General features: G+C 60.8%; 20 protein-coding genes. 8 read left to right on the forward strand and 12 right to left on the reverse strand.

The window, feature by feature from the left end; all coding sequences use genetic code 11:
* The first annotated feature begins 8 nt into the window (after positions 1-8).
* On the forward strand, positions 9-1208 hold the full coding sequence (locus tag FHT78_RS07825; RefSeq protein WP_183742279.1) for a mandelate racemase/muconate lactonizing enzyme family protein: 1200 nt from the start codon (positions 9-11) through the stop codon (positions 1206-1208).
* Between the two features lie 168 nt (positions 1209-1376).
* On the opposite strand, the gene FHT78_RS07830 is transcribed toward FHT78_RS07825, so the two are convergent.
* On the reverse strand, positions 1377-1835 hold the full coding sequence (locus tag FHT78_RS07830; RefSeq protein WP_183742281.1) for a DUF305 domain-containing protein: 459 nt from the start codon (positions 1833-1835) through the stop codon (positions 1377-1379).
* A gap of 542 nt (positions 1836-2377) precedes the next feature.
* Here FHT78_RS07830 and FHT78_RS07835 point away from each other — a divergent pair.
* Positions 2378-2788 (forward strand): hypothetical protein, encoded by a 411-nt coding sequence (locus FHT78_RS07835; RefSeq protein ID WP_183742283.1) that lies wholly within the window; start codon positions 2378-2380, stop codon positions 2786-2788.
* A 67-nt stretch (positions 2789-2855) separates the two neighbouring features.
* Here the strand turns inward: FHT78_RS07835 and FHT78_RS07840 are convergent, their stop codons facing one another.
* On the reverse strand, positions 2856-3491 hold the full coding sequence (locus tag FHT78_RS07840; RefSeq protein ID WP_183742285.1) for a pyridoxamine 5'-phosphate oxidase family protein: 636 nt from the start codon (positions 3489-3491) through the stop codon (positions 2856-2858).
* Between the two features lie 58 nt (positions 3492-3549).
* Positions 3550-4095, reverse strand: coding sequence for a peroxidase-related enzyme (locus FHT78_RS07845; protein ID WP_183742287.1), 546 nt, complete (start codon positions 4093-4095; stop codon positions 3550-3552).
* A 123-nt stretch (positions 4096-4218) separates the two neighbouring features.
* Here FHT78_RS07845 and FHT78_RS07850 point away from each other — a divergent pair, with 123 nt between their 5' ends.
* Positions 4219-5136, forward strand: a complete 918-nt coding sequence (locus FHT78_RS07850) for a LysR family transcriptional regulator (protein WP_183742289.1) — start codon at positions 4219-4221, stop codon at positions 5134-5136.
* Between the two features lie 421 nt (positions 5137-5557).
* On the opposite strand, the gene FHT78_RS07855 is transcribed toward FHT78_RS07850, so the two are convergent.
* From FHT78_RS07855 to FHT78_RS07895, 9 genes are all read right to left on the reverse strand, one after another.
* Positions 5558-7330: an SLC13 family permease gene (locus FHT78_RS07855; RefSeq protein ID WP_183742291.1), complete on the reverse strand. Its 1773-nt coding sequence runs from the start codon at positions 7328-7330 to the stop codon at positions 5558-5560.
* Positions 7331-7588: 258 nt separating this feature from the next.
* Positions 7589-8884, reverse strand: a complete 1296-nt coding sequence (locus FHT78_RS07860; RefSeq protein WP_183742293.1) for an amidohydrolase family protein — start codon at positions 8882-8884, stop codon at positions 7589-7591.
* A 36-nt stretch (positions 8885-8920) separates the two neighbouring features.
* On the reverse strand, positions 8921-9865 hold the full coding sequence (locus FHT78_RS07865) for an ABC transporter permease (RefSeq protein ID WP_183742295.1): 945 nt from the start codon (positions 9863-9865) through the stop codon (positions 8921-8923).
* Positions 9862-10911, reverse strand: a complete 1050-nt coding sequence (locus FHT78_RS07870) for an ABC transporter permease (RefSeq protein ID WP_183742297.1) — start codon at positions 10909-10911, stop codon at positions 9862-9864. The genes FHT78_RS07865 and FHT78_RS07870 overlap by 4 nt, the downstream gene beginning before the upstream one ends.
* On the reverse strand, positions 10901-12427 hold the full coding sequence (locus FHT78_RS07875) for an ABC transporter ATP-binding protein (protein ID WP_183743432.1): 1527 nt from the start codon (positions 12425-12427) through the stop codon (positions 10901-10903). The genes FHT78_RS07870 and FHT78_RS07875 overlap by 11 nt, the downstream gene beginning before the upstream one ends.
* Positions 12427-13875 (reverse strand): amidase, encoded by a 1449-nt coding sequence (locus tag FHT78_RS07880; protein WP_183742299.1) that lies wholly within the window; start codon positions 13873-13875, stop codon positions 12427-12429. Before FHT78_RS07880 ends, FHT78_RS07875 begins: the two co-directional genes overlap by 1 nt.
* Before the next feature lie 12 nt (positions 13876-13887).
* Entirely contained in the window at positions 13888-14874 is a 987-nt protein-coding gene (locus FHT78_RS07885; protein WP_183742301.1) for a BMP family protein, read from the reverse strand.
* A gap of 140 nt (positions 14875-15014) precedes the next feature.
* Positions 15015-15791, reverse strand: coding sequence for an SDR family oxidoreductase (locus tag FHT78_RS07890; RefSeq protein WP_183742303.1), 777 nt, complete (start codon positions 15789-15791; stop codon positions 15015-15017).
* A gap of 29 nt (positions 15792-15820) precedes the next feature.
* The gene (locus FHT78_RS07895) at positions 15821-16711 is read right to left on the reverse strand and encodes an aldose 1-epimerase (RefSeq protein ID WP_183742305.1); all 891 of its coding nucleotides are present in this window, start codon (positions 16709-16711) and stop codon (positions 15821-15823) included.
* A 292-nt stretch (positions 16712-17003) separates the two neighbouring features.
* On the opposite strand from FHT78_RS07895, the gene FHT78_RS07900 reads away from it, so the two are divergent.
* The 5 genes from FHT78_RS07900 (at position 17004) to FHT78_RS07920 (ending at position 22251) form a co-directional block, all read left to right on the forward strand.
* Positions 17004-17987 carry an arabinose ABC transporter substrate-binding protein gene (locus FHT78_RS07900; protein WP_183742307.1) on the forward strand — a complete coding sequence of 328 codons (984 nt, stop codon included), beginning with the start codon at positions 17004-17006 and terminating at the stop codon, positions 17985-17987.
* Positions 17988-18055: 68 nt separating this feature from the next.
* Positions 18056-19561, forward strand: a complete 1506-nt coding sequence (gene araG / locus FHT78_RS07905) for an L-arabinose ABC transporter ATP-binding protein AraG (RefSeq protein WP_183742309.1) — start codon at positions 18056-18058, stop codon at positions 19559-19561.
* A 17-nt stretch (positions 19562-19578) separates the two neighbouring features.
* Positions 19579-20535 (forward strand): L-arabinose ABC transporter permease AraH, encoded by a 957-nt coding sequence (gene araH / locus FHT78_RS07910; protein WP_183742311.1) that lies wholly within the window; start codon positions 19579-19581, stop codon positions 20533-20535.
* 105 nt (positions 20536-20640) lie between these two features.
* Positions 20641-21414, forward strand: a complete 774-nt coding sequence (locus FHT78_RS07915) for a FadR/GntR family transcriptional regulator (protein WP_183742313.1) — start codon at positions 20641-20643, stop codon at positions 21412-21414.
* Positions 21415-21513: 99 nt separating this feature from the next.
* Positions 21514-22251: a GntR family transcriptional regulator gene (locus tag FHT78_RS07920; RefSeq protein WP_246715187.1), complete on the forward strand. Its 738-nt coding sequence runs from the start codon at positions 21514-21516 to the stop codon at positions 22249-22251.
* Positions 22252-22256 lie beyond the last annotated feature (5 nt).

Raw genomic sequence — 22256 nt, forward strand, 5'->3', positions numbered from 1 at the left:
GACCGAAGATGAAGATTACCGATCTCCGCTGCGCTGTCATCGGCAGACACCCGATCGTACGCATCGTAACCGACGAGGGCCTCTATGGCTTGGGCGAAGTCGAATTTACCAAATCCTACCTCAAGCCCTTCGTGCTGCATTTCCGCGAGGCGCTGATCGGCGAGGATCCGACCGATGTCGAAAGAGTCATGCTGAAGATCCGCCAACGCGGCTCTTTCAAGCCGTACGGCGCGGCAGTGAGCGCTATCGAGCATGCGCTGTGGGATATTGCCGGCAAGGCTGCGGGCGTGCCCGTCTATAAGCTGCTCGGCGGCAAGGTGCGCGACAAGGTGCGCGTCTACAACGGCTCGATCCGCCAGAAACGCACGGGAGACCGGCCGGAAGATTACGCCGCAGACGTCAAATGGATGATGGAGCAGCCACAGAACTTCTTCATGATCAAGCAAGGAATCTCGTTCCACTCCAACATGAAGGATACGGTTGAGGACTTCCACTACGGCGTGACGCAGACGAAGGCCGGCTATCACGGCGCCATGGATCAGGGCGTGATCAGCGAGCGTGGGTTCAATCACATGCTCGACTGCGTGATCGCGATGAAGGAGGTGCTGGGGGACAAAGTCAGCCTGGCGCTCGACTGCGGTCCGGGCTGGATGCTGCCCGATGCGATCAAGTTCGCTCACGCGGTTGAGAAGTACAATTTGATGTGGCTCGAGGACATGCTGACGGGCGACTACGTGCCGTGGGTCAATCCGCAGGCTTATCGGGAACTGACGATTTCCACCTCGACGCCGATCCACACTGGCGAGCAGATCTACCTGCGGCACAATTTCAAGGAGCTGATCGAGACGCAGGCGGTACGCGTCATCGGCCCCGATCCAGCCGATATTGGCGGTATTGCCGAGCTCAAATGGGTCGCCGAGCACGCCTACATGCACTCGATCCTGATGGCACCGCACGGCACGGCCAACGGCCTGCTAGGCCTCGGCGCGCTGATCAATGTCTGCGCCACCTTGCCTGCAAATTACGTCGCATTCGAATATCCGAGCGCTTCCGACCCTTGGTGGGAGGATCTGGTCATCGGTTTGCCGCCTCAGATCGTGAAGGACAGCATGGTGGACCTGCTGGAAGCGCCGGGGCTCGGCCTCGATATCGACGCTGAAGGGGCCAGGAGATATCTCAGCGAAGAGGATGCGGGCTTTTTCGACTGAACCCTCCTCCGCCCGCCGCGCGCATCTGATCTGCTCAAGGGCAAGGATCCGTTCAAGGGAATGCCGGCGATACCATCGATGCAAAGACTGCGGGCCTCGCTCGGTGGCGATCCGAAATACGACACCTGCAAGGCGTTCGCGCGGCGGCCTCCGACATGATGAACCCGCCTATTTGAAACCGCCAAGACGAGTTTGGATCGCATTCATCTGCTCGATTTCCTGGCGCTGGCCTCGAGAGATTTCGGAACAGAGCGTGACTAGTTCCGGATCATTTAGAGATGCCTCCCTGCACATGAGGATAGCGCCCGAGTGGTGCGGGACCATCGAGGCGATGAACTGGCGGTCACCTATAAGAGCCTGGGTGCGCGTGCCAGCAAAGGCGGCCACGAACAGAACCGCAAGGGCGACATGAATTCCGATGTTCAGCCTCTTGTTGCCGTACATGCCGGCCATGGTTGCGAGCATGATGATGCCCATCGGAGCCACCATCGTCAGCGCCATGTAGAACATATTGAAATTGTTTCGGAAATCGCTTCGAACGTCGATCATCGAGAACATGACGAAATACATGACGATTAGGCTGAGAATCATGTTGAGGGCGAACATGGCGTAGGGATGCTTATTCATCTCTTGGTGTCCCATATGGTCGTGATCTTGGATATTTGCCTTCCGTCGGGCACCAGGCAGCATGATGGTGAAATTCGTGGTCGGCAGCGCCAGCCGTCGGGAGAACATCTCGCCTTAACTTTGCTTGACCTGCTTGGTTCCTGACATCGCGGCTTTCATCGGATGCTGCGGCATTGACGGCCCTTGTCGCACCCGATGAGAGACCAGCTGCTGCACCACGCCGACACGGATTGGGGTAAAGTCAGGATCGTCTGGCGCCGTGCCCGAGTCGCCTATGAGCGGGAGTAACAAGTCTGGCGGGATTGTTGAGGATCTGTCGGCGGCGAGAGCCGCGCTGCTCAGTCGTGGTTGACAGCGCCAGCCCCGAAGCTTTGCCTTGGATTGATGACGAGTGGCGACAGACGGTCAGAGCGCCGATCAGCTCAAGGGCATGCATCTGCGGCGGGTGACGAGCCCAAAACGTTCGCCACATTAACCATTCCCGGCCTTGACCCTGGCAAACATCTTCAAGTCTCAATATTGATGTCCTGAAGAGGAGCGCCATGAAAAAAATCGTTTCGATCGTCGTCAGTGTGCTGTTTGCCGGCCACCCTGCGCTTGCCCAGTCGAACGTGACGGCCACCCATGCAAACCGCCTGGTGGAGCACTACCGTGCCTATATCGGTGAGGCCGATCTCTTCAATTCAAGCGGAACGCGGCTCACGCAGCCTTGGCAGATTATCCGGCAGGATCGAGCCAACTTCCACCGGTACGGTATTCGCGACAGTGATGACCAATCGGACTCGTTCTTTGCCGATCCCGCCAATCGGCAATCGCTCGAAGCCATGCTCCGTAGTGGCTCCATGACCCGGGAAGCTGCAGCAATGATCGTCCACGGCAATGTCTGGGTTGATGTTGATATCTATGGCAACCAAGGGACCGGCCGCTGGATTGACGTGACTGTTTCCGACTGACGCCAAGCGGCTCGGCCGAAACAGATGAGCCATGGCGGCGATTTCCCAGGCATGGGGCTCTTGCCAATCAGCTACTAGTATCGGCAGAGCTTACGACCTGCGCCCGCAAGGCTGCATTCTCTGCCTCTAGTTCAGCCAGGCGCTGACGAAGCGGCTGGACGGCGACGGCAATCTCCGCCTCGGTATAACGCGGCGTGATATGCTGCGGGCAGTTCCAGTCGAAGGCTTCGAGCCGCAGGCGGAAGAGGCGTTCCGGTTTGGCACGATAGGACGGCGTAGTAAGCAGCTCCGTCAGTGCCGGATCGGCATCGAGCGCTAGCTTTTCGGCATGCGCATAGATCTTCAGCCGTGCCCGGCGGGGATAGTCCATCAGGAACAGACAGACCCTGTCATTGGCGGCGAGATTGCCCGTGCTGATGTACTGGCGGTTGCCGCGATAGTCCGCAAAGGCGAGCGTGCGATCGTCAAGCACTTTCAGGAAACCTTGCGGCCCGCCTCGATGCTGGACATAGGGCCAGCCGGTTTCGGAAACGGAGGCCATGTAGAAGCTGTCGCGCGATGCAATGAAGGCGCTCTCGTTTTCCGTGAAGCGGTCGAAGCTGCGCTCGCTCGGCAGGTCGTTCCAGAAGTTCTGAACACCCATTTCCGCCTGTGCGGCGCGCACGCTGGGGGTCGAGGCGATGTCGAGAAATCCGTAGGTCATGATCCGTCTCCTCAAAGTGTCGGGGAGGGAGCAGGGCGTCAACCCTGCTCCTCATCCATCAGGCCGCATTGGCGGCCGATACCGCAGGGAAGTCGATATCTGTTCTGGCGACTTCGTTCAGATAATTCGTGAAGGTATTCTCGGCGACGAGCGCGACGATTTCGACGATCTGCGCATCAGAGAAGCCGGCTGCGCGCACGGTTGCGAGATCGGCATCGGAGACGTGGCCGCGTGCCTCGGCGATCCTGGCCGCAAAGCTGACCGCAGCGTTCGCCTTGGCATCAGCGGACGTACCCTTGCGGTTCAGCGCAATCTCCTCAGGGCTGATCTTTGCCAGGTTGAGGCCGAGATAGGTATGGGCGGACAGGCAGTAGCCGCACCCGTTCACCTCCGCGACGGCAAGCGCGATCCGTTCACGCGTCTTGACGTCGAGCGTCTTCGACAATGCGACTTGAAAACCGGTAAAAGCGCTCAGCACCGCCGGGCTGTTGGCAACCAGGCGAAACATGTTCGGGACGAACCCAAGCGACTTCTGGATGCCGTCAAGTGTGGGCTTTGTCGCTTCCGGTGCTTCGTCTTTGGTTGGGATGGAAATGCGGGACATGGACGATCTCCTTTCGAACAGGACAAGTCGCGATTGGCTTGTTGATGGGAATTTGGCGATTTCCATCCACAAAGAGAATATGCTTTTAGTGGAAGTGATTTTACCAATAAGCGGAAGAATGATTTGGACCGGTTCGAAGCGATGTCAATGCTGCTGGAAGTGGTGAACAGGGGAAGCCTGTCCGCAGCCAGCCGATCGCTGAAAATTCCGCTGCCGACACTGAGCCGCAAGATCACCGAGCTTGAGGCGCTGCTCGCAACCAAGCTCCTGACCCGAACCACACGAAAGATCGCTCTTACCGATGCGGGTTCTACCTATGTAGAAGCGGTGAAGCGCATTCTTGAGCAGGTTGAGGAGGCCGAACGCCAGGCATCCGGCGAGTTCGCGATGCCGAAGGGCGATCTGGTGTTAACGGCCCCGGTCCAATTTGGGCGCCTTCATGTCCTGCCCGTCGTAACCGACTTTCTGGCTGCTTTTCCGGCAATCAACGTGCGGCTGATGCTGGCGGACCGGAATATCGACCTCGTCGAGGAGCATGTCGACATGGCGGTACGGATCGGCAATCTGCCCGACAGCGCCATGGTCGCCACGCGCGTCGGTTCGGTTCGCAGGGTGGTCTGCGGCAGCCCCGCTCTGTTTGCAGGTCGCGGAGTTCCGAAGGAGCCGGCCGATCTCCGGGATCTGCCCTGCATCAGCGTTGAAGTGCTGAGCCCGTTCGCAGGCTGGCAGTTTCGGAAGTCTGGCGCCAGCAAACCAGTCGAGGTGGCAATTACACCGCGGCTTTCCATCACCACGACGGAAGCGGCTGTCGAGGCCGCCATCCGCGGCGCCGGCGTCACCAGGCTGCTTTACTATCAGGTCGCAGAGGCGGTCGCGGCCGGCGTGCTCAAAATCGTGCTCGAGGACTTCGAACCGGAGCCCGCTCCCATCCACCTGGTCCATCTCGCCCGTGGGCAGATGCCGCTCAAGATGCGCCACTTTCTGGATTTCGCAGCCCCCCGGCTGCGGGCGAGCGTCGCCGCTCTGCAATCCTTGTCGTAACGCGGAACGAGCGTTCCGAAAACTATCACTTTGTATCGTTTTGCCCTGGGGTGACCGCCTCGCGGGGAACCCTGCCAAGTCCTCGGCGTTCATCGTGGTGACAGAGGAGCATTCCATGGCAAAGACTCCACGCATCGCAATTCGCGGCATGATTTTTTACGTGCTCGCGCTCCTGGTGCTCGGTATTATCATAGGCGCAGTCTACACGCGCTTCGGGAGCCCTTCGAATCCAGCGGAACGATCAGCATCGGAAACCCTCCCGCAGACCGACAGGCCGCGGCCGTAGATCCCATGATTCCTACCGGTGGGCCGGTGAAACAGAAGCGAATTTATCTTTGGCTTGAGGAACTGTGGTTTGCTGATCTCTGGCGTGACGGGCCGGTGCGGTTGCCGCTTGAGCCAATCCGTCTTAAACCGGCAATCAGCTGACTGGCCAGACATAGAGCAACACCGGCACGCTGACGAGGATGATCAGAAACGACAATGGCAGGCCAAGGCGCGGGTAGTCGGAGAACTTGTATCCCCCCGGCCCGAAGACCAGTGTGTTACATTGGTGGCCGACCGGCGTCAGGAAATCGCAGCCGGCGCCGATCGCGACCGCCATCAGGAAGGCTTCCGGCTTGAAGCCGAGATCGGTTGCGAAACCGGCGGCAATGGGAGCCATGACGAGGACCGTGGCCGCGTTGTTGAGGAAGGGTGTCACCGCCATCGCGACGATCAGGATCAATCCGAGCGCACTCCAAGCCGGCAAGCCCTTTGCAACCTCGCCCAGTCCATGGGCGATGAGATCGCTGCCGCCTGACGTGCGCAATGAATCCGAAACGGGAATCAGGGCCGCCAGCATGATGAGGATTGGCCCGTCTACCGATTTGTAGATATCGGCAAGCGGGATCGCCCGGAAGACGACCATGGCGAGTGCCGCAGCAAAGAAGGCCACAGGCACCGGCGCAAAGCCGATTGCCGTCGTCACCATGGCAAGCGCCAGGATGACCAGCGGAATGAAGGCCCGCCTGCGCGTGCCGAGCAGAATCTCGCGTTGGGCAAGCGGTAGCAGGGCCAGGTCCTGAATAACGACAGGCAGATTTTCCCGGCTGCCCTGCAGCACCAGCACGTCGCCGGCAGCAAGCGTCAGATTGGCAAGGCGCTCCTGCAGCCGTTGACCATGCCGGCTGACCGCCAGCAGATTGACACCGCGCGTATAGGCGAGCGCAATTTCTTTGGCAGAGCGACCTTTCAATGGCGATTCCTGGCTGATGATCGTTTCGATGGAAATGAGCTCCGTCTGCGTTTGCCCATTCTCCCTTATCGGTTTGCCGGAGAGCTGCAGCTTACCCGCCGAAACGATGCGGTCGATCGCGGCAGACGGACCTTCAAGCAGGACGATATCGCTTTCCCGCAAGGTCAGATCGGGGAAGGGGGACATGCGCGTTGCAGCGCGCAAGACGGACGTGGCAATCGCCTCGCCGTCACCGGGCCTGACGAGGTCGCTGACCGGTTTTCCCACGATCGGCGATTCGGCCGTCACCATTGCTTCGGACGTATAATTCGTGATCTCGACCGCTTCCTCGATCGAGCGGCCCTGTTTCGTGCGGCTTGGCACCAGCCAATGAAAGAAGATGAGGAAGATCACGCCGGCAATCGTCAGCACTCCTCCAACCGGGGTGAAATCAAACATGGTGAAGGAGCTGCCTGTCATCTCTTCTCTCAGCCGCGAGACGACGATATTGGGCGACGTTCCGATCTGCGTCATCAGGCCACCGAGCAGGGCGGCGAACGACATAGGCATCAGATATTTGGACGGTGAGGCGCCAGACTTCCTGGCGAACTGAAAGGCGACCGGCATCATGATCGCCAAGGCGCCGATATTCTTAATGAAGGCGGAAAGCAGCGCCACGACGATCATCAGAGTGGCGAGCTGGCTATGTAGTGTATTGAGGTTCGGAAAGAAGCGCTTGATCGCCATATCCACGACGCCCGATCGTGCCACGCCGGCCGAAACGATCAACGCACTGCCGACGATGATGACGATATCATCGGAAAAACCGGAAAAGGCCTTGTCCTTCGGCACGATACCGACAGCAACGGACAGAACGAGAGCGCAGCATGCGACGACGTCATATCTGAACCGATCCCAGATGAAGACACCCATCATGACAGCAATGACGGAGAAGGCGAGGATCTGCTGTGTTGTCATCCGGATCCGTGAGTCTGCGAATTGTTGATGAATTTCGAGACGAGGCAGACGGATTGAAAACGTCTTTCGGCGCAGAAGGGTTCCAGGCTTACCGGGTTCGGAGCGGATGGTTCAAAACAGGATAGTGCCCGGCAATCGCGGCCCCGTCCGGGTCAATCGAGGTGGAACACCTCCAGCACCTGCCCGTCGCGCCCTCCTGACGCCGACTTATCTCATCAAGGTCTAAGGCGAGCACTGAGGGCGCACCCAAGGAGAGGTTTAGGTGCCGGGGACGATCGGGGCATAGGCGGCGCCGTCAACCGTTGCCGGACGTCCGGCGAGAAGCAATTCGCTGATGCGCGGAGCCGAACGCGCGATGACCTTGCCGCGGCGGATAACGGTCAGCCGGTTTGCTTTCAGCCTGAGCGCCTCCACCGGATCTCGCGCCTGCAGGATGACAAGATCGGCATTCCTGCCCTTTTCCAGGCCGTAGCCTTCAAGTCCCATGGTTTTGGCGGAGTTGATGGTCAGCGCGTCGAAGATCTTCTTTTTGTCGTCGATGCCGGCCATCTGCGCCACGTGGATCGCCATATGGCCGACCTCCAGCATATCGCCGGAGCCCATGGAATACCAAGGGTCCATCACGCAATCGTGGCCGAAGGAGACGTTGAGGCCGGCGTCCATCAGTTCGCGCACCCGGGTCATGCCGCGCCGCTTCGGGTAGGTGTCGTGGCGTCCCTGCAGCATGATGTTGATCAGCGGATTGGGAATGACGTTGATTTGCGCCTCCGCCATCAGCGGAATGAGCTTGGAGACGTAATAGTTATCCATCGAATGCATGGATGTGAGGTGTGAGCCGGCAACGCAGCCCTGCAGGCCGAAACGCACCGTCTCGGCGGCAAGCGTCTCGATATGGCGTGACAGCGGATCGTCGGTCTCGTCGCAATGCATGTCGACCGGCAGGCCACGGTCGGCGGCGATGCGGCAGAGGGCTGCGACCGAGGCTGCGCCATCGGCCATGGTGCGCTCGAAATGCGGAATGCCACCAACGATATCGAGACCCATGTCGAGCGCACGGTTCAGGGCGTCAACGCCGCCGGGCGAACGATAGTAGCCATCCTGCGGGAAGGCGACGAGCTGCAGGTCGATATAGGGAGCGACCTTCTCGCGTACCTCGATCAGCGCCTCGGCGGTGACCAGCCTGGGATCGCTGGTATCGACATGGCTGCGGATGGCGAGAAGCCCCTGCGAGACGGCGAGATCGCAGTAGCGCAACGCCCGCTCCACCAGGGCTTCGCGGGTGAGGATCGGCCGCAGTTCCCCCCAGAGTGCAATGCCTTCGAGAAGCGTGCCGGAGCGGTTTATGCGCGGCAGGCCGAGCGAGAGCGTTGCGTCCATGTGGAAATGCGGATCGACGAAGGGCGGACTGACGAGTCGGCCGGTCGCATCGATTTCCTCGCCGGCATTGGCCTCGATCCTGCCCGCCACCTCGACGATTTTGCCCTTCTCTATGGCGATGTCGATGCCGATGCGGCCATCGGGAAGATTTGCGTTTCTGATGATCAGGTCAAACATGGCGGCACCGGTCTGTTGTGGTTCTGAAGGATGGGATCACCGCTCGCCGCGGCGATAGGGCTGCATCAACGCCTGCGGCACGCGGGCGCGTCGCGCCATCACGGCAAGAGCTGCGATCGATAGGAGATAGGGCGTCATCAGGAAAAGCTGATAGGGCACGACCCCGCCGAACACCGTCTGCAGCCGCAGCTGGAAGGCGTCGAAGAAGGCAAAGAGCAGGGCGCCGAAGAGCGCCCGACCGGGCCGCCACGAGGCGAAGACGACGAGCGCGATGGAAATCCAGCCGCGCCCCTGGACCATGGTCGGGAAGAAGCTGTTGAAGGCCGAGAGCGTCAGGAAAGCGCCGCCGACGGCCATCAAGGCGCTTCCGGCAATGATCGCACCATAACGGATCCGGATCGGGTCTATGCCCTGCGCCTCGGCGGCATGCGGGTTTTCGCCGGTCATGCGGATCGTCAGGCCAAGTGGCGTTCGGAAGATCAGATAGCCCATCGCGAGTGCCAGGAAGATCGCCAGATAGGTCGGCGCCGTCTGTGCAAAGAGGGCCGAGCCAAGGAAGGGCAGATCGGAGAGAATGGGAATATCGAGCGGCTGGAAAGGCACGATCGTCGGCGGTGTACCGGCAAGCGGCACGACCAGGCGAAAGATGAAGTAGCTGAGGCTGGAGGCAAAGAGCGTGATGCCGAGGCCGGTGACGTGCTGCGACAGGCCGAGCGTGACGGTCAGAAGCGCATGCAGCAGGCCAAAGATCACGCCGGCAAAGGCTGCGACCAGAAGGCCGGTCCAGAGATCGGCGCCATGAAAGACCGCGAGCCAGCCGATCATCGCCCCGAAGGTCATGATGCCTTCGATGCCGAGATTGAGCACGCCCGCCCGCTCGCAGAGCAGCGCGCCGAGCGTGCCGAAGATCAGCGGTGTCGCGATACGCAGCACGGCGGCCCAGAGGCCCGCGGATGAGACAATGTCGATCAGAGCCATCATCTGCGGATCCTGTATTGGGTGAAGAATAGGGCAATGAGCATGGTGAGCAGCGAGACGGCGACGGTCACGTCGGCAATATAGGTCGGTATGCCGAGCGCCCGGCTCATGCCGTCGGCGCCGACGAACATCGTGGCGGTGAAGAGCGCGGCGAAGATCACGCCGATCGGATGCAGGTTGGCGAGCATGGCGACGATGATGCCGGAATAGCCGAAGCCAGGCGACAGATCGGTCGTCACATACCCCTTCACGCCCATCACCTCGATCGCACCGGCGAGACCCGCCAGACCGCCGGAAAGGCAGGCGACCTTGACCAGCGTCATGCCGAGCGGCACGCCGGCAAAGACCGCACCGGCTGGGTTGAGACCGGCTGCGCGCGAGCGCAGACCAAAGACGGTGCGCGACTGGAGGAGATGCACGGCAAGCGCGATGACGATGGCGATGATGAAGCCGACATGCAGCCGCGAGCGCGCCACCAGTTTCGGCAGCAGGGCGTGATCGCTAACCGGCATGGATTGGGGCCAGCCGAAGGCGAGCGGATCCTTCAGCACACCATCGATCAGCATGGAAACGAAGAGCAGGGCGACGAAATTCAAAAGCAGGCTGGTCACCACTTCATCAACCGAGAAACGAAGCCGCAGCCAGAGCGGCACGAGGATCAGCACCATGCCGGCGACGGCGCCCGCAATCAGCAAGGCGGGGATGAGCAACGCTGTGGGCAGGTCTGCCAGGAGCTTGGAGCCAAGTGCGGCAACCGTGATGGCGCCGAGATAAAACTGGCCTTCGGCGCCGATATTCCAGAGCCGGGCGCGAAAGGCGACAGCAGCGGCAAGGCCGGTCAGCATCAGCGGTGTCGCCCGTGTCAGAGTCTCAGTCGCCGAAAGCCGCGTGCCGAAGGCGCCGGTGAGAATGCGCCAATAGGCTTCGAAGACAGGGGCGCCGGCAAGCGCAATCAGGATGCCGGCAATGGCGAGTGCGGCGATGACGGCGGCGATGGGTGCCGCTATGACTAGATAGAGCGGGCGATGATCGCGGCGTTCAAGACGCATGCTGGGCCTCGGACGTCCATTCGCCTGACATCATTAGGCCAAGTTTTCTTGGATCGGCAGTCTCGGCATCCACGGGCGGCGACAGGCGTCCCTTGACGATCGCCTGGATGCGGTCGGCAAGACCAATTACCTCGTCCAGATCCTCCGATATCAGAAGCACGGCCGTGCCCTCCTTTCGTGCCTGCAATATCCTTGCATGGACGGCGGCGACGGCGCCTTCGTCGAGACCGCGGGTCGGTTGCGCCGCAATCAGGATCTTCGGCCTGTCACGCAGGTTGCGGCCGAGGATCAGCTTTTGCATGTTGCCGCCAGACAGCAGCCGTGTGCGCGTCGCCGGTCCGCCGCCGCGAATATCAAATTCCGCGATGATCTCCTGAGTGAAGGCCATGCCGGCCTTGCGGTCGACCAGTCCGCGGCGAGAGAAGCGCGGCGCGGCGATGCGCTCCAGCACGGCATTTTCCCAGACGGCGAGTTCGCCGATCGCGCCTTCCTTATTGCGATCCTCCGGAATGCGGCCGATACCGGCTTCGATGAGACTTTCGACACTGAGTTCGGTGACCGGCTGCCCGAAGAGAATGATATCGCCGCGGCTCCAGCCCACCAGTCCGCTGACGAGATGGCTGAGCGTCGTCTGGCCATTGCCGGAGACGCCGATGATGCCGAGTGTCTCGCCGGCATGGAGCTGAAAACTGATATCTCTCAGCCGCTCCTGGCCGCCGTCAGAGACGGTGATACCGACAGCCTCGAAAACGACTGCGCCCGGCGTAGACGCTTCACGCACCGGGCGCGTCACCCGGCGGCCAACCATGAGTTCGGCGAGCTCTGCCTTGCTGGTCTCGCCGGTCCGCCGCTCGGCGACCACCTTTCCGCCGCGCAGCACGACGACGCGGTCGGCTGCACTGATCACCTCGTCAAGCTTGTGAGAAATAAAGATCAGCGACAGGCCCTGCCGGGCCATTTCCCGAAGCGTCTGGAAAAGGCGTTCCGCCTCGATATTGGTCAGCACCGCCGTCGGCTCGTCGAGAATGAGAATTCGGGCATCGTTATAGAGCGCCTTGAGAATTTCGACGCGCTGCTGCTCGCCGACCGAGAGGTCGCCGAGCCGGGCATCGGGGTTGACGCCGAGGCCGAAGCGGGCGGCAATGGAGAGAAGCTTGGCGCGGCCGGCGGCTTTCTCCGACTTCCAGGACCAGAGCCTTTCCGTTCCCGTCATGACATTTTCGAGCACCGTCAGGTTCGGCGCCAGGGAAAAATGCTGGTGCACCATTCCGATGCCGGCACGGATCGCCGCCCGCGGCCGGCCGGCCGGCAATTCGGCGCCCTCGATATGGATCGTTCCCGCATCCGGTACATAATGGCCGAAGAGGATGCTCATCAATGTCGTCTTGCCGGCGCCGTTTTCGCCGAGCAAGGCCAGCACTTCTCCCCTGGCAAGACTCAGCGAAATATCCTCATTGGCCTGGATTGCGCCAAAGCGCTTGCTGATGTCGGCAAGCTGAAGCACGGGAGCTGATATCATGTGGCAAGTCCCGCAATGGCATGGGGGTGGATCCAACGTTGCTCTGCTTCCAGCCGCGAGGCAAGGGCAAGCAGCAGCGGTTCCCGGCCCATTGGCGCCAGCAATTGCACAGGCAGCGGCATTCCGTCCGCATCGCTTCCAAAAGGCAGTGTCAGCGCCGGAAAGCCGGAAATATTGGCAAGGCAGGCAAGTGGCGCAAAGCGCGCCATGCGGTTCAGATGCAGGTCGGTATCCTGATGATCGGTCGGGAAGGAGCCGATCGGCAGAGGGGCTGTCGCAAGCATCGGCGTCAATAGGCAGCTGATATCGTCGAACAGGTGCCAGAGGTCATGGCTGACATGCGGCATGGTGCTGAGGCTCTGCCAGAGCGCAGTTGGGGCAAGTCTGGCCCCGCGCACCGCAAAGGCTGCCGTCAGAGGCTCGGCCTTCGAGAGGTCAAGATGAAAGCTATCGACGAGCCATGCCAGATTGATTGCGATGATATCGGCGAAAATGGCGGCACTCGTGATGACGTTTGCTTCAAGCCGCTGCCATTCCACGATGACGATCTCATGTCCGTCCCCCTCGAGGCTGCGGGCCGCGGCCTCTCCGGCTTGCTGCCGTGCAGCCTCGGTCGGAAAGTCGCTGCCGGTATCCGTTAGCAGGCCGATGCGCAGGCGGGATTTTTCGCTCCCGTCGAGCGCCGGCTCCGGGTAAGGTCCGGCGGGGTTTCCATGAAGCGTGTCGAATATTGCGCCGGCATCGCGGACCGAGCGGCAGACTGCCAGCTCGCTGGCGATGCCGCCAAGATGATTGCCGAAGCCCGGGCCGCCTGGAATGGCGCCGCGGCTGGGCTTCAGGCCGACGAGACCACAACAGGCGGCGGGCACGCGAATGGAACCACCGGCATCCGTTGCGTGGGCAATCGCCACGATGCCGGCCGCGACCGCAGCGGCCGCACCACCGGAAGAACCGCCCGCCGTGCGGGAGGGATCGAGCGGATTGCGGCAGACAGGCCCGCGCACCGGCTCGCTTGCAAGGGAGAGGCCGACTTCCGGGCTGGTGGTGAGACCGAAGAGGCTGAAACCGGCCTGACGAAAACGATCTGCGAGATCGGAATCGGCAGACGGATCGAGCATGCCGTCGAAGAGCCGTGAGCCAGCGCGAACCGGAAGACCCTTGAACGGGCCGCCGAGATCCTTGGCAAGCGTCGGCACGCCGGCAAACGGCCGGAGGGAGAATATGGCGGGATTGTCCCGATATTCGCGATCAAGCGCGGCGGCATTCGCTAGGCCCAGGTCTTCGTCGAGATGACAGATCGCGCCCAGCGCATCCTTCGCCCTGGCAGCGGAAATCGCAGCCTTCATTGCTTCGGTGCAATCAAATGCACCGGTTCCGATCCGGGCGGCGAGCGCTATCGCGTCGCCGCCCGGTATCGAGCTCTTGCTTTTCTCAATCCCGTTCATGCAGATGCCGGCTTACTTCGGCTCCTCAGGCATGATCGGAACCTCAAAGGCGCCGGACTTGATGGCGGCGCGCTTGGCCTCCATCGCCGCTTCGGCTTCAGCCGGTGCGACACCCTTGACGTAGACGATATCGCTGCCGCCTTCCTTCATCAGCCCGAAGCGGGTGTAGTTGTTGCCGGTCGGCTTGCCTGCCTTCACATCGGCGATTGCCGCGTTCAGGATAGGGCGGAAACCCCAGATGGCATTGGCAAAGACGGTGTCGGGATAGCGCGGTGTATAGTCGATCAGCGAACCGACCGATTTGATGCCGCGCTCCTTGGCAGCGTCTGCCGTACCGATGCGCTCGCCGAACAGGATGTCGGCGCCGGCATCGATCTGGGCAAGGCCGGCCTCGCGCGCCTTCGGCGGATCGAAGAAGGTGCCGATGAAGGCGACGAGGTGCTTGGCATCCGGGCGGACTTCCTTCACGCCGGCAGCAAAGGCATTCATCAGCATGTTGACTTCCGGGATCGGCAGCGCGCCGACCGAGCCGACAATGCCTGACTTCGTCATCTTGCCGGCCAGCATGCCGGCGAGATAAGCGCCGTCATGGTTCCAGGTGCCGAAGACGCCGAAATTGTCGCCTGATGCTTCCCCGCTCGAACCCAGCATGAAGGCAGTCTTCGGATAATCGGCGGCAACCTGGCGGGCTTCGCGTTCGACGGCATAGGCTTCGCCGACGATGAGGGCGCAGCCCTGTTCGGCATATTCGCGCATCGCGCGCGGATAGTCTGTACCGGAAACGCCTTCGGAAAAGACGTATTCGATCACGCCTTCCGAAGCGGCATCCTGAAGCGCCTTGTGCAGACAGGAGTTCCAGGCATTTTCTACAGGCGAGGCGTGAATGCCTGCAACCTTCAGTTTTTCCTGCGCCCAGAGCTTGGGTGCAAAGGCGGTTGCACCGAGTGCCATGCCGGAGGCAAGCACCGTGCGGCGAGACATAATGATCTGATTTATCATGAGTTCCCCTCTTTTTTACCAGATGGATAAAACTCTATGGATCGCCCAAAATTGTGTCAAGCAATGCTGCTGCGCAAAAACTAGACAATAGATGTGAGCGCCTGCACTCTGAGACCACGAGAGATGGAGAAGGGCCGCTCCTATTGGTGCTGCATGACGCTCAACCCGCCATCGATCGTCAGGCAGGTAGCATTCATGAAGGTGCATTCGTCCGAGATCATGAAAACCGCCGCCATAGCAATTTCTTCAGGCGTGGCAATGCGCCCGCCCGGATGCAGTTTCATCGTCTCGGCCTTTGCCTTTTCGGGATCGGCAAAGCCGTTCCAGTAATCGATGACCTTCTGGGTCGAGACGTAGCCGGGCGCGATCGCGTTCACTCGCACGTTCTGGGGCGCATATTCTATGCCGAGGGACTTGGTCATGCCGAGCAGCGCATGTTTGGCGAGTGGGTAAGGGAAGGTGTGGGGAATGATGGTGAAGGCGTGGGTCGAGGCGATATTGAGGATCACGCCGCCACCTTCCGCGATCATCTGCGGTATCACAGAGCGGCAGCAGTGCCAGGCGCCCTTGAGATTGATGTCGAAGCATCGCTGCCACTCTTCATCGGTCGTCCGCAAGGGTTCGGCAAAGACATTGACGCCGGCATTGTTGACGAGGGCATTGATGCTGCCGATCTCGCCCGCCGCTTTTACAACGGCCGTCTTGATGGCATCGCCATCAGCGATATCGGCTGCCTGGTAGCCGAGTACGGTTCCCTTTGCAGCAAGGGCGGCAGCCGTCTCCTCGAGCAGCTTTTCATCGCGGTCGACGAGGAAGAGACGGGCATCCTCGGCCGCGAATGCCTCGGCGATCGCCTGTCCGATCCCTTGGGCGGCACCCGTGATGAAGACCCGTTTTCCGGAAAGGCGGTTTGGCATCGTCTGTTTCCTCTTTATGCGCGTGATAATCAGCCGATTTCCTGTGGCTGCAGACGGATCGAGCCCGCGAGGCATTCGCCTGGCCGCAGGACGGTGAGGTCGCCGAGATCAGGAAGATTGTGCCCATTGGCAAGATGTGACATCGGCTCGAAGCAGAAATAGTCCCTGCGAAATCCCGGGTCGAAACGCTCGTCCGAGAGGAAGAGGACGGCGTGGCGGAAGATCGGGTCAGCCGTCAGCTCGAGCACTGTGCTCGTCTCGGGCCAGGTGATGCGTGCCGTGCCGTTCCAGCCCTCGAGGCCGTTGTTGATCCAGCGCTGCGGCAGCATTGCTGCCCGCGAGAAATCGAGGTCAGCAGGGATTTCTGCGGGCTCGCCCGGCAGGCAGTCCTCCGCTTCGGTCCAGAAGCGATCGGCCTTTGCAAGAAGCGTCGTGCGCTCGGTCAGCGGAAAGAAGGGATGCCAGCCAAACCCGAAAGGCAAGACTTCGTCACCGGTGTTTTCCACCTGCATTGAGAGTTCCAGCCCGTCTGCCGTCAGTGCGAAGCTCTGCTCTGCCTGATAGCTATACGGCGTGCCGTCGGCTCGATGACGAAAAGCGATGCGCGCGTTGCTGCTATCCCTGGAAAGAAGGTCCCATTCCGCCAGCCAGCCATCGCCATGCAGGTAGTGCGGATCCCAGTCCCTGTTTGGCCGCAGGCTGTAGTCCTGCCCCTTGAAGGTGAAGCGGTTGCCTCTAACGCGATTGCCAAAGGGCACGAGCGGATAGCAGGCAGAGGAAAGTGCATCGGCATTATCGGTCGCCGGCCGCAGAAGCGGGATTATCAAGCCGTCCCGCATCCAGGAATAATGAAGGAGCAGCCCGCCTGTCGTAGAAATGCGGGCCGAAAGCGCACCGCCCTGCAAATCGATGATGGCCATGAAGCGACGTCTTCTCCGTGAGATCGAGGCTGATCCGGACTGTGGCGGCACCCTATTATCGGTCATCCGAATGTCAATATATATAGGATTTATTTTGCAGCTTGGAGATGGTCAAGAGCGTGTTTTCTGCCGATTTATCGATTAATGGCGGCCATACCAGGAGTTCATCTGCCTTTTTCACCAGCGAAATCGCAGAAATAATCATACACAAATATTGACTGGTATGATGTTTATTCATATTCAGTAGTCGCTGCCGAGTGAGCGGCAGATCGAGATTTTAGGGAGAGAGATTATGCGCTTCTTCAAAGCAGCCGTCCTCGCTGGCGCCTTTGCCATTCTGGCCGCCGGCTCCGTCTTGGCGGAGGATGTCAAGATCGGTTTCATCGTGAAGCAGCCGGAAGAGCCCTGGTTCCAGGACGAATGGAAATTCGCCGATCAGGCCGCCAAGGAAAAGGGTTTCACTGTCGTCAAGATCGGCGCCGAAGATGGCGAGAAGGTCCAGTCGGCGATCGACAACCTCGGTGCGCAGGGTGCTCAGGGCTTCATCATCTGCACGCCTGACGTCAAGCTCGGCCCCGGTATCGTCGCCAAGGCGGCCGCCAACCAGCTCAAGCTGATGACTGTCGACGACCGTCTGGTCGGTGCCGATGGCAAGCCGCTGGAAGACGTGCCGCATATGGGCATTTCCGCTGCCAAGATCGGCGAAGGCGTGGGCCAGGCGATCGTCGACGAAATGAAGAAGCGCGGTTGGGACATGAAGAATGTCGGCGCGATCCGCGTTTCCTACGATCAACTGCCGACCGCCGTCGACCGCGTGGAGGGCGCAATCTCGGTTCTGAAGGCTGCCGGCTTCCCGGCTGAAAACATCTATGATGCCCCGCAGGCAAAGACGGATACGGAGGCTGCACTCAATGCTGCGACGACCGTTCTCAACAAGCATGCCGACGTGAAGTACTGGATCGCCTTCGGCCTCAATGACGAAGCGGTACTCGGCGCCGTGCGCGCATCGGAATCGGTCGGCATTCCCGCCGACAACATGATCGGCGTCGGTATCGGTGGCGCGGAATCGGCGATCAACGAGTTCAAGAAGCCGTCTGCGACCGGCTTCTTCGGCACGGTCATCATCTCGCCGAAGCGGCATGGGTATGAGACCGCGCTCAACATGTATGACTGGATCGCCAACGGCAAGGAGCCGGAAAAGGTCACGCTGACCTCGGGTTCCCTCGCTCTGCGTGGTGACTACGAAAAGGTTCGCAAGGACCTCGGCATCGAATAATCATCCTCTGATGATGATTTCATCCCGGCGGCGTTGCAACCGCCGGGCATATTCTCGGCGGAGCGATGATGGCTTTCCTCGAATTCAATTCCATTTCCAAGGGCTATCCAGGCGTCCAGGCACTGTCCAACGTCTCCTTCGGTGTCGAAAAGGGCGCCGTGCACGGGCTGATGGGCGAAAACGGTGCCGGCAAGTCCACCTTGATCCGCGTGCTCTCCGGCGATCAGTCGGCTGATGAAGGCAACATTCTCATCGATGGCGTCGAGCAGAAATACAGCTCCGTCCGCGATGCCTTCCATGCCGGCGTCATCGTCATCCATCAGGAGCTGCAGCTCGTTCCGGAGCTGACGGTTGCCGAGAACCTCTGGCTCGGCCGTTTTCCCGGCAAGGCCGGTGTCATCAACGGCAAAACACTGATCGAAACGGTGCGCGCCAGGCTGGGCGAGATCGGCATCGATGTCGACCCTTCGGCAAAAGTGTCTTCTCTTTCTATCGGCGCCCGCCAGATGGTCGAGATCGCCAAGGCCGTGATGCTCGATGCGCGGGTGATCGCACTCGACGAGCCGACCTCGTCGCTCTCCTCGCGCGAAAGCGAAATTCTCTTCACGTTGATCGACAAGCTCAAGGCCAAGGGCACGGTCATCCTTTACGTCTCCCATCGCCTCGACGAGATCTTCCGTCTCTGCGACAGCCTGACGGTGTTGCGCGACGGCAAGCTCGCCGCCCATCATCCCAAGGTTGCCGAGACGACGCGCGAGCAGATCATTGCCGAAATGGTCGGGCGCGAGATCAGCAACATCTGGGGCTGGCGTGAGCGGCCGCTTGGCGAGGTGCGCCTCGAGGTCAAGGCCCTCTCGGGCTCCAAGCTTCGCACACCCATCAGCTTCTCAGTCCGCAAGGGCGAAATTCTCGGCTTCTTCGGCCTGATCGGTGCGGGTCGAAGCGAGATGGCGCGGCTGCTCTATGGTGCCGACCATCGCCATCAAGGCAGCGTCACAATCGACGGCGTGGTCGTTTCCCCCAACAACCCGAAGGCGGCGATCAGCGCTGGCATGGTGCTCTGCCCGGAGGATCGCAAATTCGACGGCATCATTCAGGGCCGGTCGATCGAGGAAAACATTGCCATCTCCTCGCGTCGCCACTTCTCGCCTTTCGGCGTCTTGAACCCGAAGAAGGAAGCTGCGGTCGCCGAGCAGTTCATTGCCAAGCTTCGGGTGCGCACACCCTCGCGCAAGCAGGACATCATCAATCTCTCCGGCGGCAACCAGCAGAAGGTCATCCTCGGCCGCTGGCTCTCCGAACAGGGCGTCAAGGTGCTTGTTATCGACGAGCCGACGCGTGGCATCGATGTCGGCGCGAAGTCGGAAATCTATGAAATCCTCTACGAACTGGCCGCCGGCGGCATGGCGATCGTCGTCATCTCCAGCGAGTTGCCCGAGGTCATGGGCATTTCCGATCGCATCATGGTCATGTGCCAGGGCCGCGTCGCCGCCAATGTGGCGCGCGCCGATTTCGACGAACGCAGCATTCTGACCGCGGCACTGCCCGACAAGAATGCCGCTGGCACAATCTAATTTCAGGAAGAGCAGTCATGAACGCGTTGAAAAAAATCCTTCTCGGCGAACAGGGTCTGGTGGTGATCTTCGCGATCGCCTTCGTGATCGTCTCGCTGACCGTGCCGAGCTTCCTGACCGAACGCAATATGCTGGGCCTCCTGCAGTCCGTGGTGACGATCGGCATCGTCGCCTGCACCATGATGTTCTGCCTTGCCTCACGCGACTTCGACCTCTCGGTCGGCTCCACTGTCGCCTTTTCCGGTATGATCGCCGTAATGGTGTCGAACTCGACCGGCTCCATTCCGCTTGGCCTGCTGGCAGCGCTCGTCTGCGGCAGCATCGTCGGCGTCGTCAACGGCGTGGTCATCGCCCGTTTCCGAATCAATGCGCTGATCACCACGCTCGCCACTATGCAGATCGTCCGCGGCCTGGCGCTGATCGCGTCTGATGGCCGCGCCGTCGGTATCAACGATCCGGCCTTCTATCAGTTGGCGCTGTCGCGCTTCCTGACGGTGCCGACGCCGATCTGGATCATGATCCTGCTTTTCATCGTTTTCGGCTTCGTGCTGAACCGCACCGTCTTCGGCAAGAACACTCTGGCGATCGGCGGCAATCCGGAGGCCTCGCGTCTCGCCGGCGTCAATGTGGTCAATATGCGTATCTGGATCTTCGCGCTGCAGGGTCTCGTCTGCGCCATCGCCGGCATCTTGCTTGCCTCGCGCATCACCTCCGGCCAGCCGAATGCGGCCACGGGGCTTGAGCTTTCCGTCATCTCGGCTTGCGTGCTCGGTGGCGTGTCGCTTGCCGGCGGACGGGCGGCGATGACCGGCGTGATCGTCGGCGTGCTGATCATGGGCATTGCCGAAAACGTCATGAACCTGCTCAACATTCAGGCCTTCTATCAATATGTGGTGCGCGGTCTTATTCTTCTGATCGCGGTCCTGCTCGACAATATGCGCTCGTCGGCCGCCGGGCGCGGCAGTCGTGCGTGATGATCGGATTTCTTGGGAGAAGCCGGCTGAGCCTGCGGTTGCGCATTGATGAGAAAGCATGGCGCTGCTCATGGTGACAACGAGACCAGCGGCACGGGGGGCATTATGAGCACGCGATCGGGACTTCTGCGAACGGGAAGTGCGGTGGCCAACCCAGAACAGGGACGGCGCACGGTGCGCGAGGAGCTGTTGAAAAAGCTCATCAGGCAGATCGTGTCCGGTGACATTGCCGAAGGCTCGTTGCTTCCGAATGAAGCCGAGCTCTCAGAGGTCTATGGCGTCAGCCGCACCAGTCTTCGGGAGGCGATGCAATATCTGTCCGCTCTTGGCATGATCCGCTCCCGCACGCGTGCCGGCACCAGCGTGCTGCCACGCGAGAACTGGAACTATCTCGATCCGATGGTCCTCGATGCGACGCTCGAATTCAGTGACGACCGCAGTTTTTACGATTCGCTTCTCGACGCCCGCCAGCTGCTGGAGCCGGCCGCCGCCGCACAGGCCGCTGCCAACGCCACAGCCAGGCAGCTCGCCCAGATCGCCGCAGCCTTCGAGGACATGGTGGCTGCCAACGCCCGCGACAACGAGGCCTGGAGCCAGGCCGACCTCGAATTCCACTCCGCCATCATCAATGCCAGCGGCAACTGGGTCTTCCGCCAGTTTGCCACCGCCATCCGCGCCGCCCTGCTCGCAAGCTTCCGCCTGACCAATCGGGCAAGCCAGAGCCATGATTACGCGATCGCCCGGCATCAGGACGTGCTTGATGCTATCCGCATGCGGCGGCCCGACGCGGCGCGTTTTGCCATGGAGCAGCTGATCGGCACGGCGCGGATGGAACTGAGCGACGCCTTGCGTGTCGGCAAGCCGGGCAAGCAGCAATAGGCACCGCTGGTCTCCTGCCGAGGTGGAGGAACATTCAAAATTCCATCTGCCGACAGAAAGTATATTCATTTCCCTTTCCGGATCCGCTAGTAGACGGTCATGAGCTCTACTGCTTCAAAGGACGATGAGCGCGTGGAAGAGGCCGAAAAACTGCAAACGCACAGGCGCGGCTCCGGCGTATCGACGGTCTATGAGACGCTTCGAAACGAGATCATCGAGCTGAAATTGCCGCCGGGCAGCCCGATCGACGAGCAGCAATTGTCCGATCGTTTTGCGCTGTCGCGCACGCCGATCCGCGAAGCCCTGGTGCGGCTTGCCGCCGAAGGTCTGATCACCACGCTCACCAACCGCGCGACGATCGTTTCGAACATCGATTTCCTCGGCCTGCCGGAATTTTTCGATGCGCTGACGCTAATGTACCGGGTCACCACCCGGCTCGCGGCTGCCAATTACGCCGACGGCGATATCGCCGCCATCCTTGTGCAGCAGAAGGCTTTCGAGGCGGCGGTCATCAGCCGCGATGTGCTTGGCATGATTTCGACCAATCGCGACTTCCATATCGCGATCGCCCAAGCCGGCCGGAACAGATATTACGTCGAGCTTTTCACCCGGCTGCTGGATGAAGGCCGCCGCATTCTGAGGCTCTACTATTCTTCCTTCAACGATGTGCTGCCGCGCCAATATGTCGGCGAGCACGAGGAGATGATCCAGGCGATCATCAATCGCGACGTGACGCTGGCCGACAGCCTGGCATCTGCTCACGCTGATCAGATCGTCGGCCAAATCCGCTCCTACATCACCGCCGATTCCCGCCAGAACGCGACGCTGGCGCTTTAGTCACC

The sequence above is a fragment of the Rhizobium sp. BK196 genome (genome assembly GCF_014193255.1).
GTDB lineage: Bacteria > Pseudomonadota > Alphaproteobacteria > Rhizobiales > Rhizobiaceae > Rhizobium.

Coding starts and splice junctions, on each gene's coding strand:
- FHT78_RS07825 (WP_183742279.1), top strand. CDS start 9: ATGAAGATTACCGATCTCCGCTGCGCTGTCATCGGCAGACACCCGATC.
- FHT78_RS07830 (WP_183742281.1), bottom strand. CDS start 1,835: ATGAATAAGCATCCCTACGCCATGTTCGCCCTCAACATGATTCTCAGC.
- FHT78_RS07835 (WP_183742283.1), top strand. CDS start 2,378: ATGAAAAAAATCGTTTCGATCGTCGTCAGTGTGCTGTTTGCCGGCCAC.
- FHT78_RS07840 (WP_183742285.1), bottom strand. CDS start 3,491: ATGACCTACGGATTTCTCGACATCGCCTCGACCCCCAGCGTGCGCGCC.
- FHT78_RS07845 (WP_183742287.1), bottom strand. CDS start 4,095: ATGTCCCGCATTTCCATCCCAACCAAAGACGAAGCACCGGAAGCGACA.
- FHT78_RS07855 (WP_183742291.1), bottom strand. CDS start 7,330: ATGACAACACAGCAGATCCTCGCCTTCTCCGTCATTGCTGTCATGATG.
- FHT78_RS07860 (WP_183742293.1), bottom strand. CDS start 8,884: ATGTTTGACCTGATCATCAGAAACGCAAATCTTCCCGATGGCCGCATC.
- FHT78_RS07865 (WP_183742295.1), bottom strand. CDS start 9,865: ATGATGGCTCTGATCGACATTGTCTCATCCGCGGGCCTCTGGGCCGCC.
- FHT78_RS07870 (WP_183742297.1), bottom strand. CDS start 10,911: ATGCGTCTTGAACGCCGCGATCATCGCCCGCTCTATCTAGTCATAGCG.
- FHT78_RS07880 (WP_183742299.1), bottom strand. CDS start 13,875: ATGAACGGGATTGAGAAAAGCAAGAGCTCGATACCGGGCGGCGACGCG.
- FHT78_RS07885 (WP_183742301.1), bottom strand. CDS start 14,874: ATGATAAATCAGATCATTATGTCTCGCCGCACGGTGCTTGCCTCCGGC.
- FHT78_RS07890 (WP_183742303.1), bottom strand. CDS start 15,791: ATGCCAAACCGCCTTTCCGGAAAACGGGTCTTCATCACGGGTGCCGCC.
- FHT78_RS07895 (WP_183742305.1), bottom strand. CDS start 16,711: ATGGCCATCATCGATTTGCAGGGCGGTGCGCTTTCGGCCCGCATTTCT.
- FHT78_RS07900 (WP_183742307.1), top strand. CDS start 17,004: ATGCGCTTCTTCAAAGCAGCCGTCCTCGCTGGCGCCTTTGCCATTCTG.
- araG (WP_183742309.1), top strand. CDS start 18,056: ATGGCTTTCCTCGAATTCAATTCCATTTCCAAGGGCTATCCAGGCGTC.
- araH (WP_183742311.1), top strand. CDS start 19,579: ATGAACGCGTTGAAAAAAATCCTTCTCGGCGAACAGGGTCTGGTGGTG.
- FHT78_RS07915 (WP_183742313.1), top strand. CDS start 20,641: ATGAGCACGCGATCGGGACTTCTGCGAACGGGAAGTGCGGTGGCCAAC.
- FHT78_RS07920 (WP_246715187.1), top strand. CDS start 21,514: ATGAGCTCTACTGCTTCAAAGGACGATGAGCGCGTGGAAGAGGCCGAA.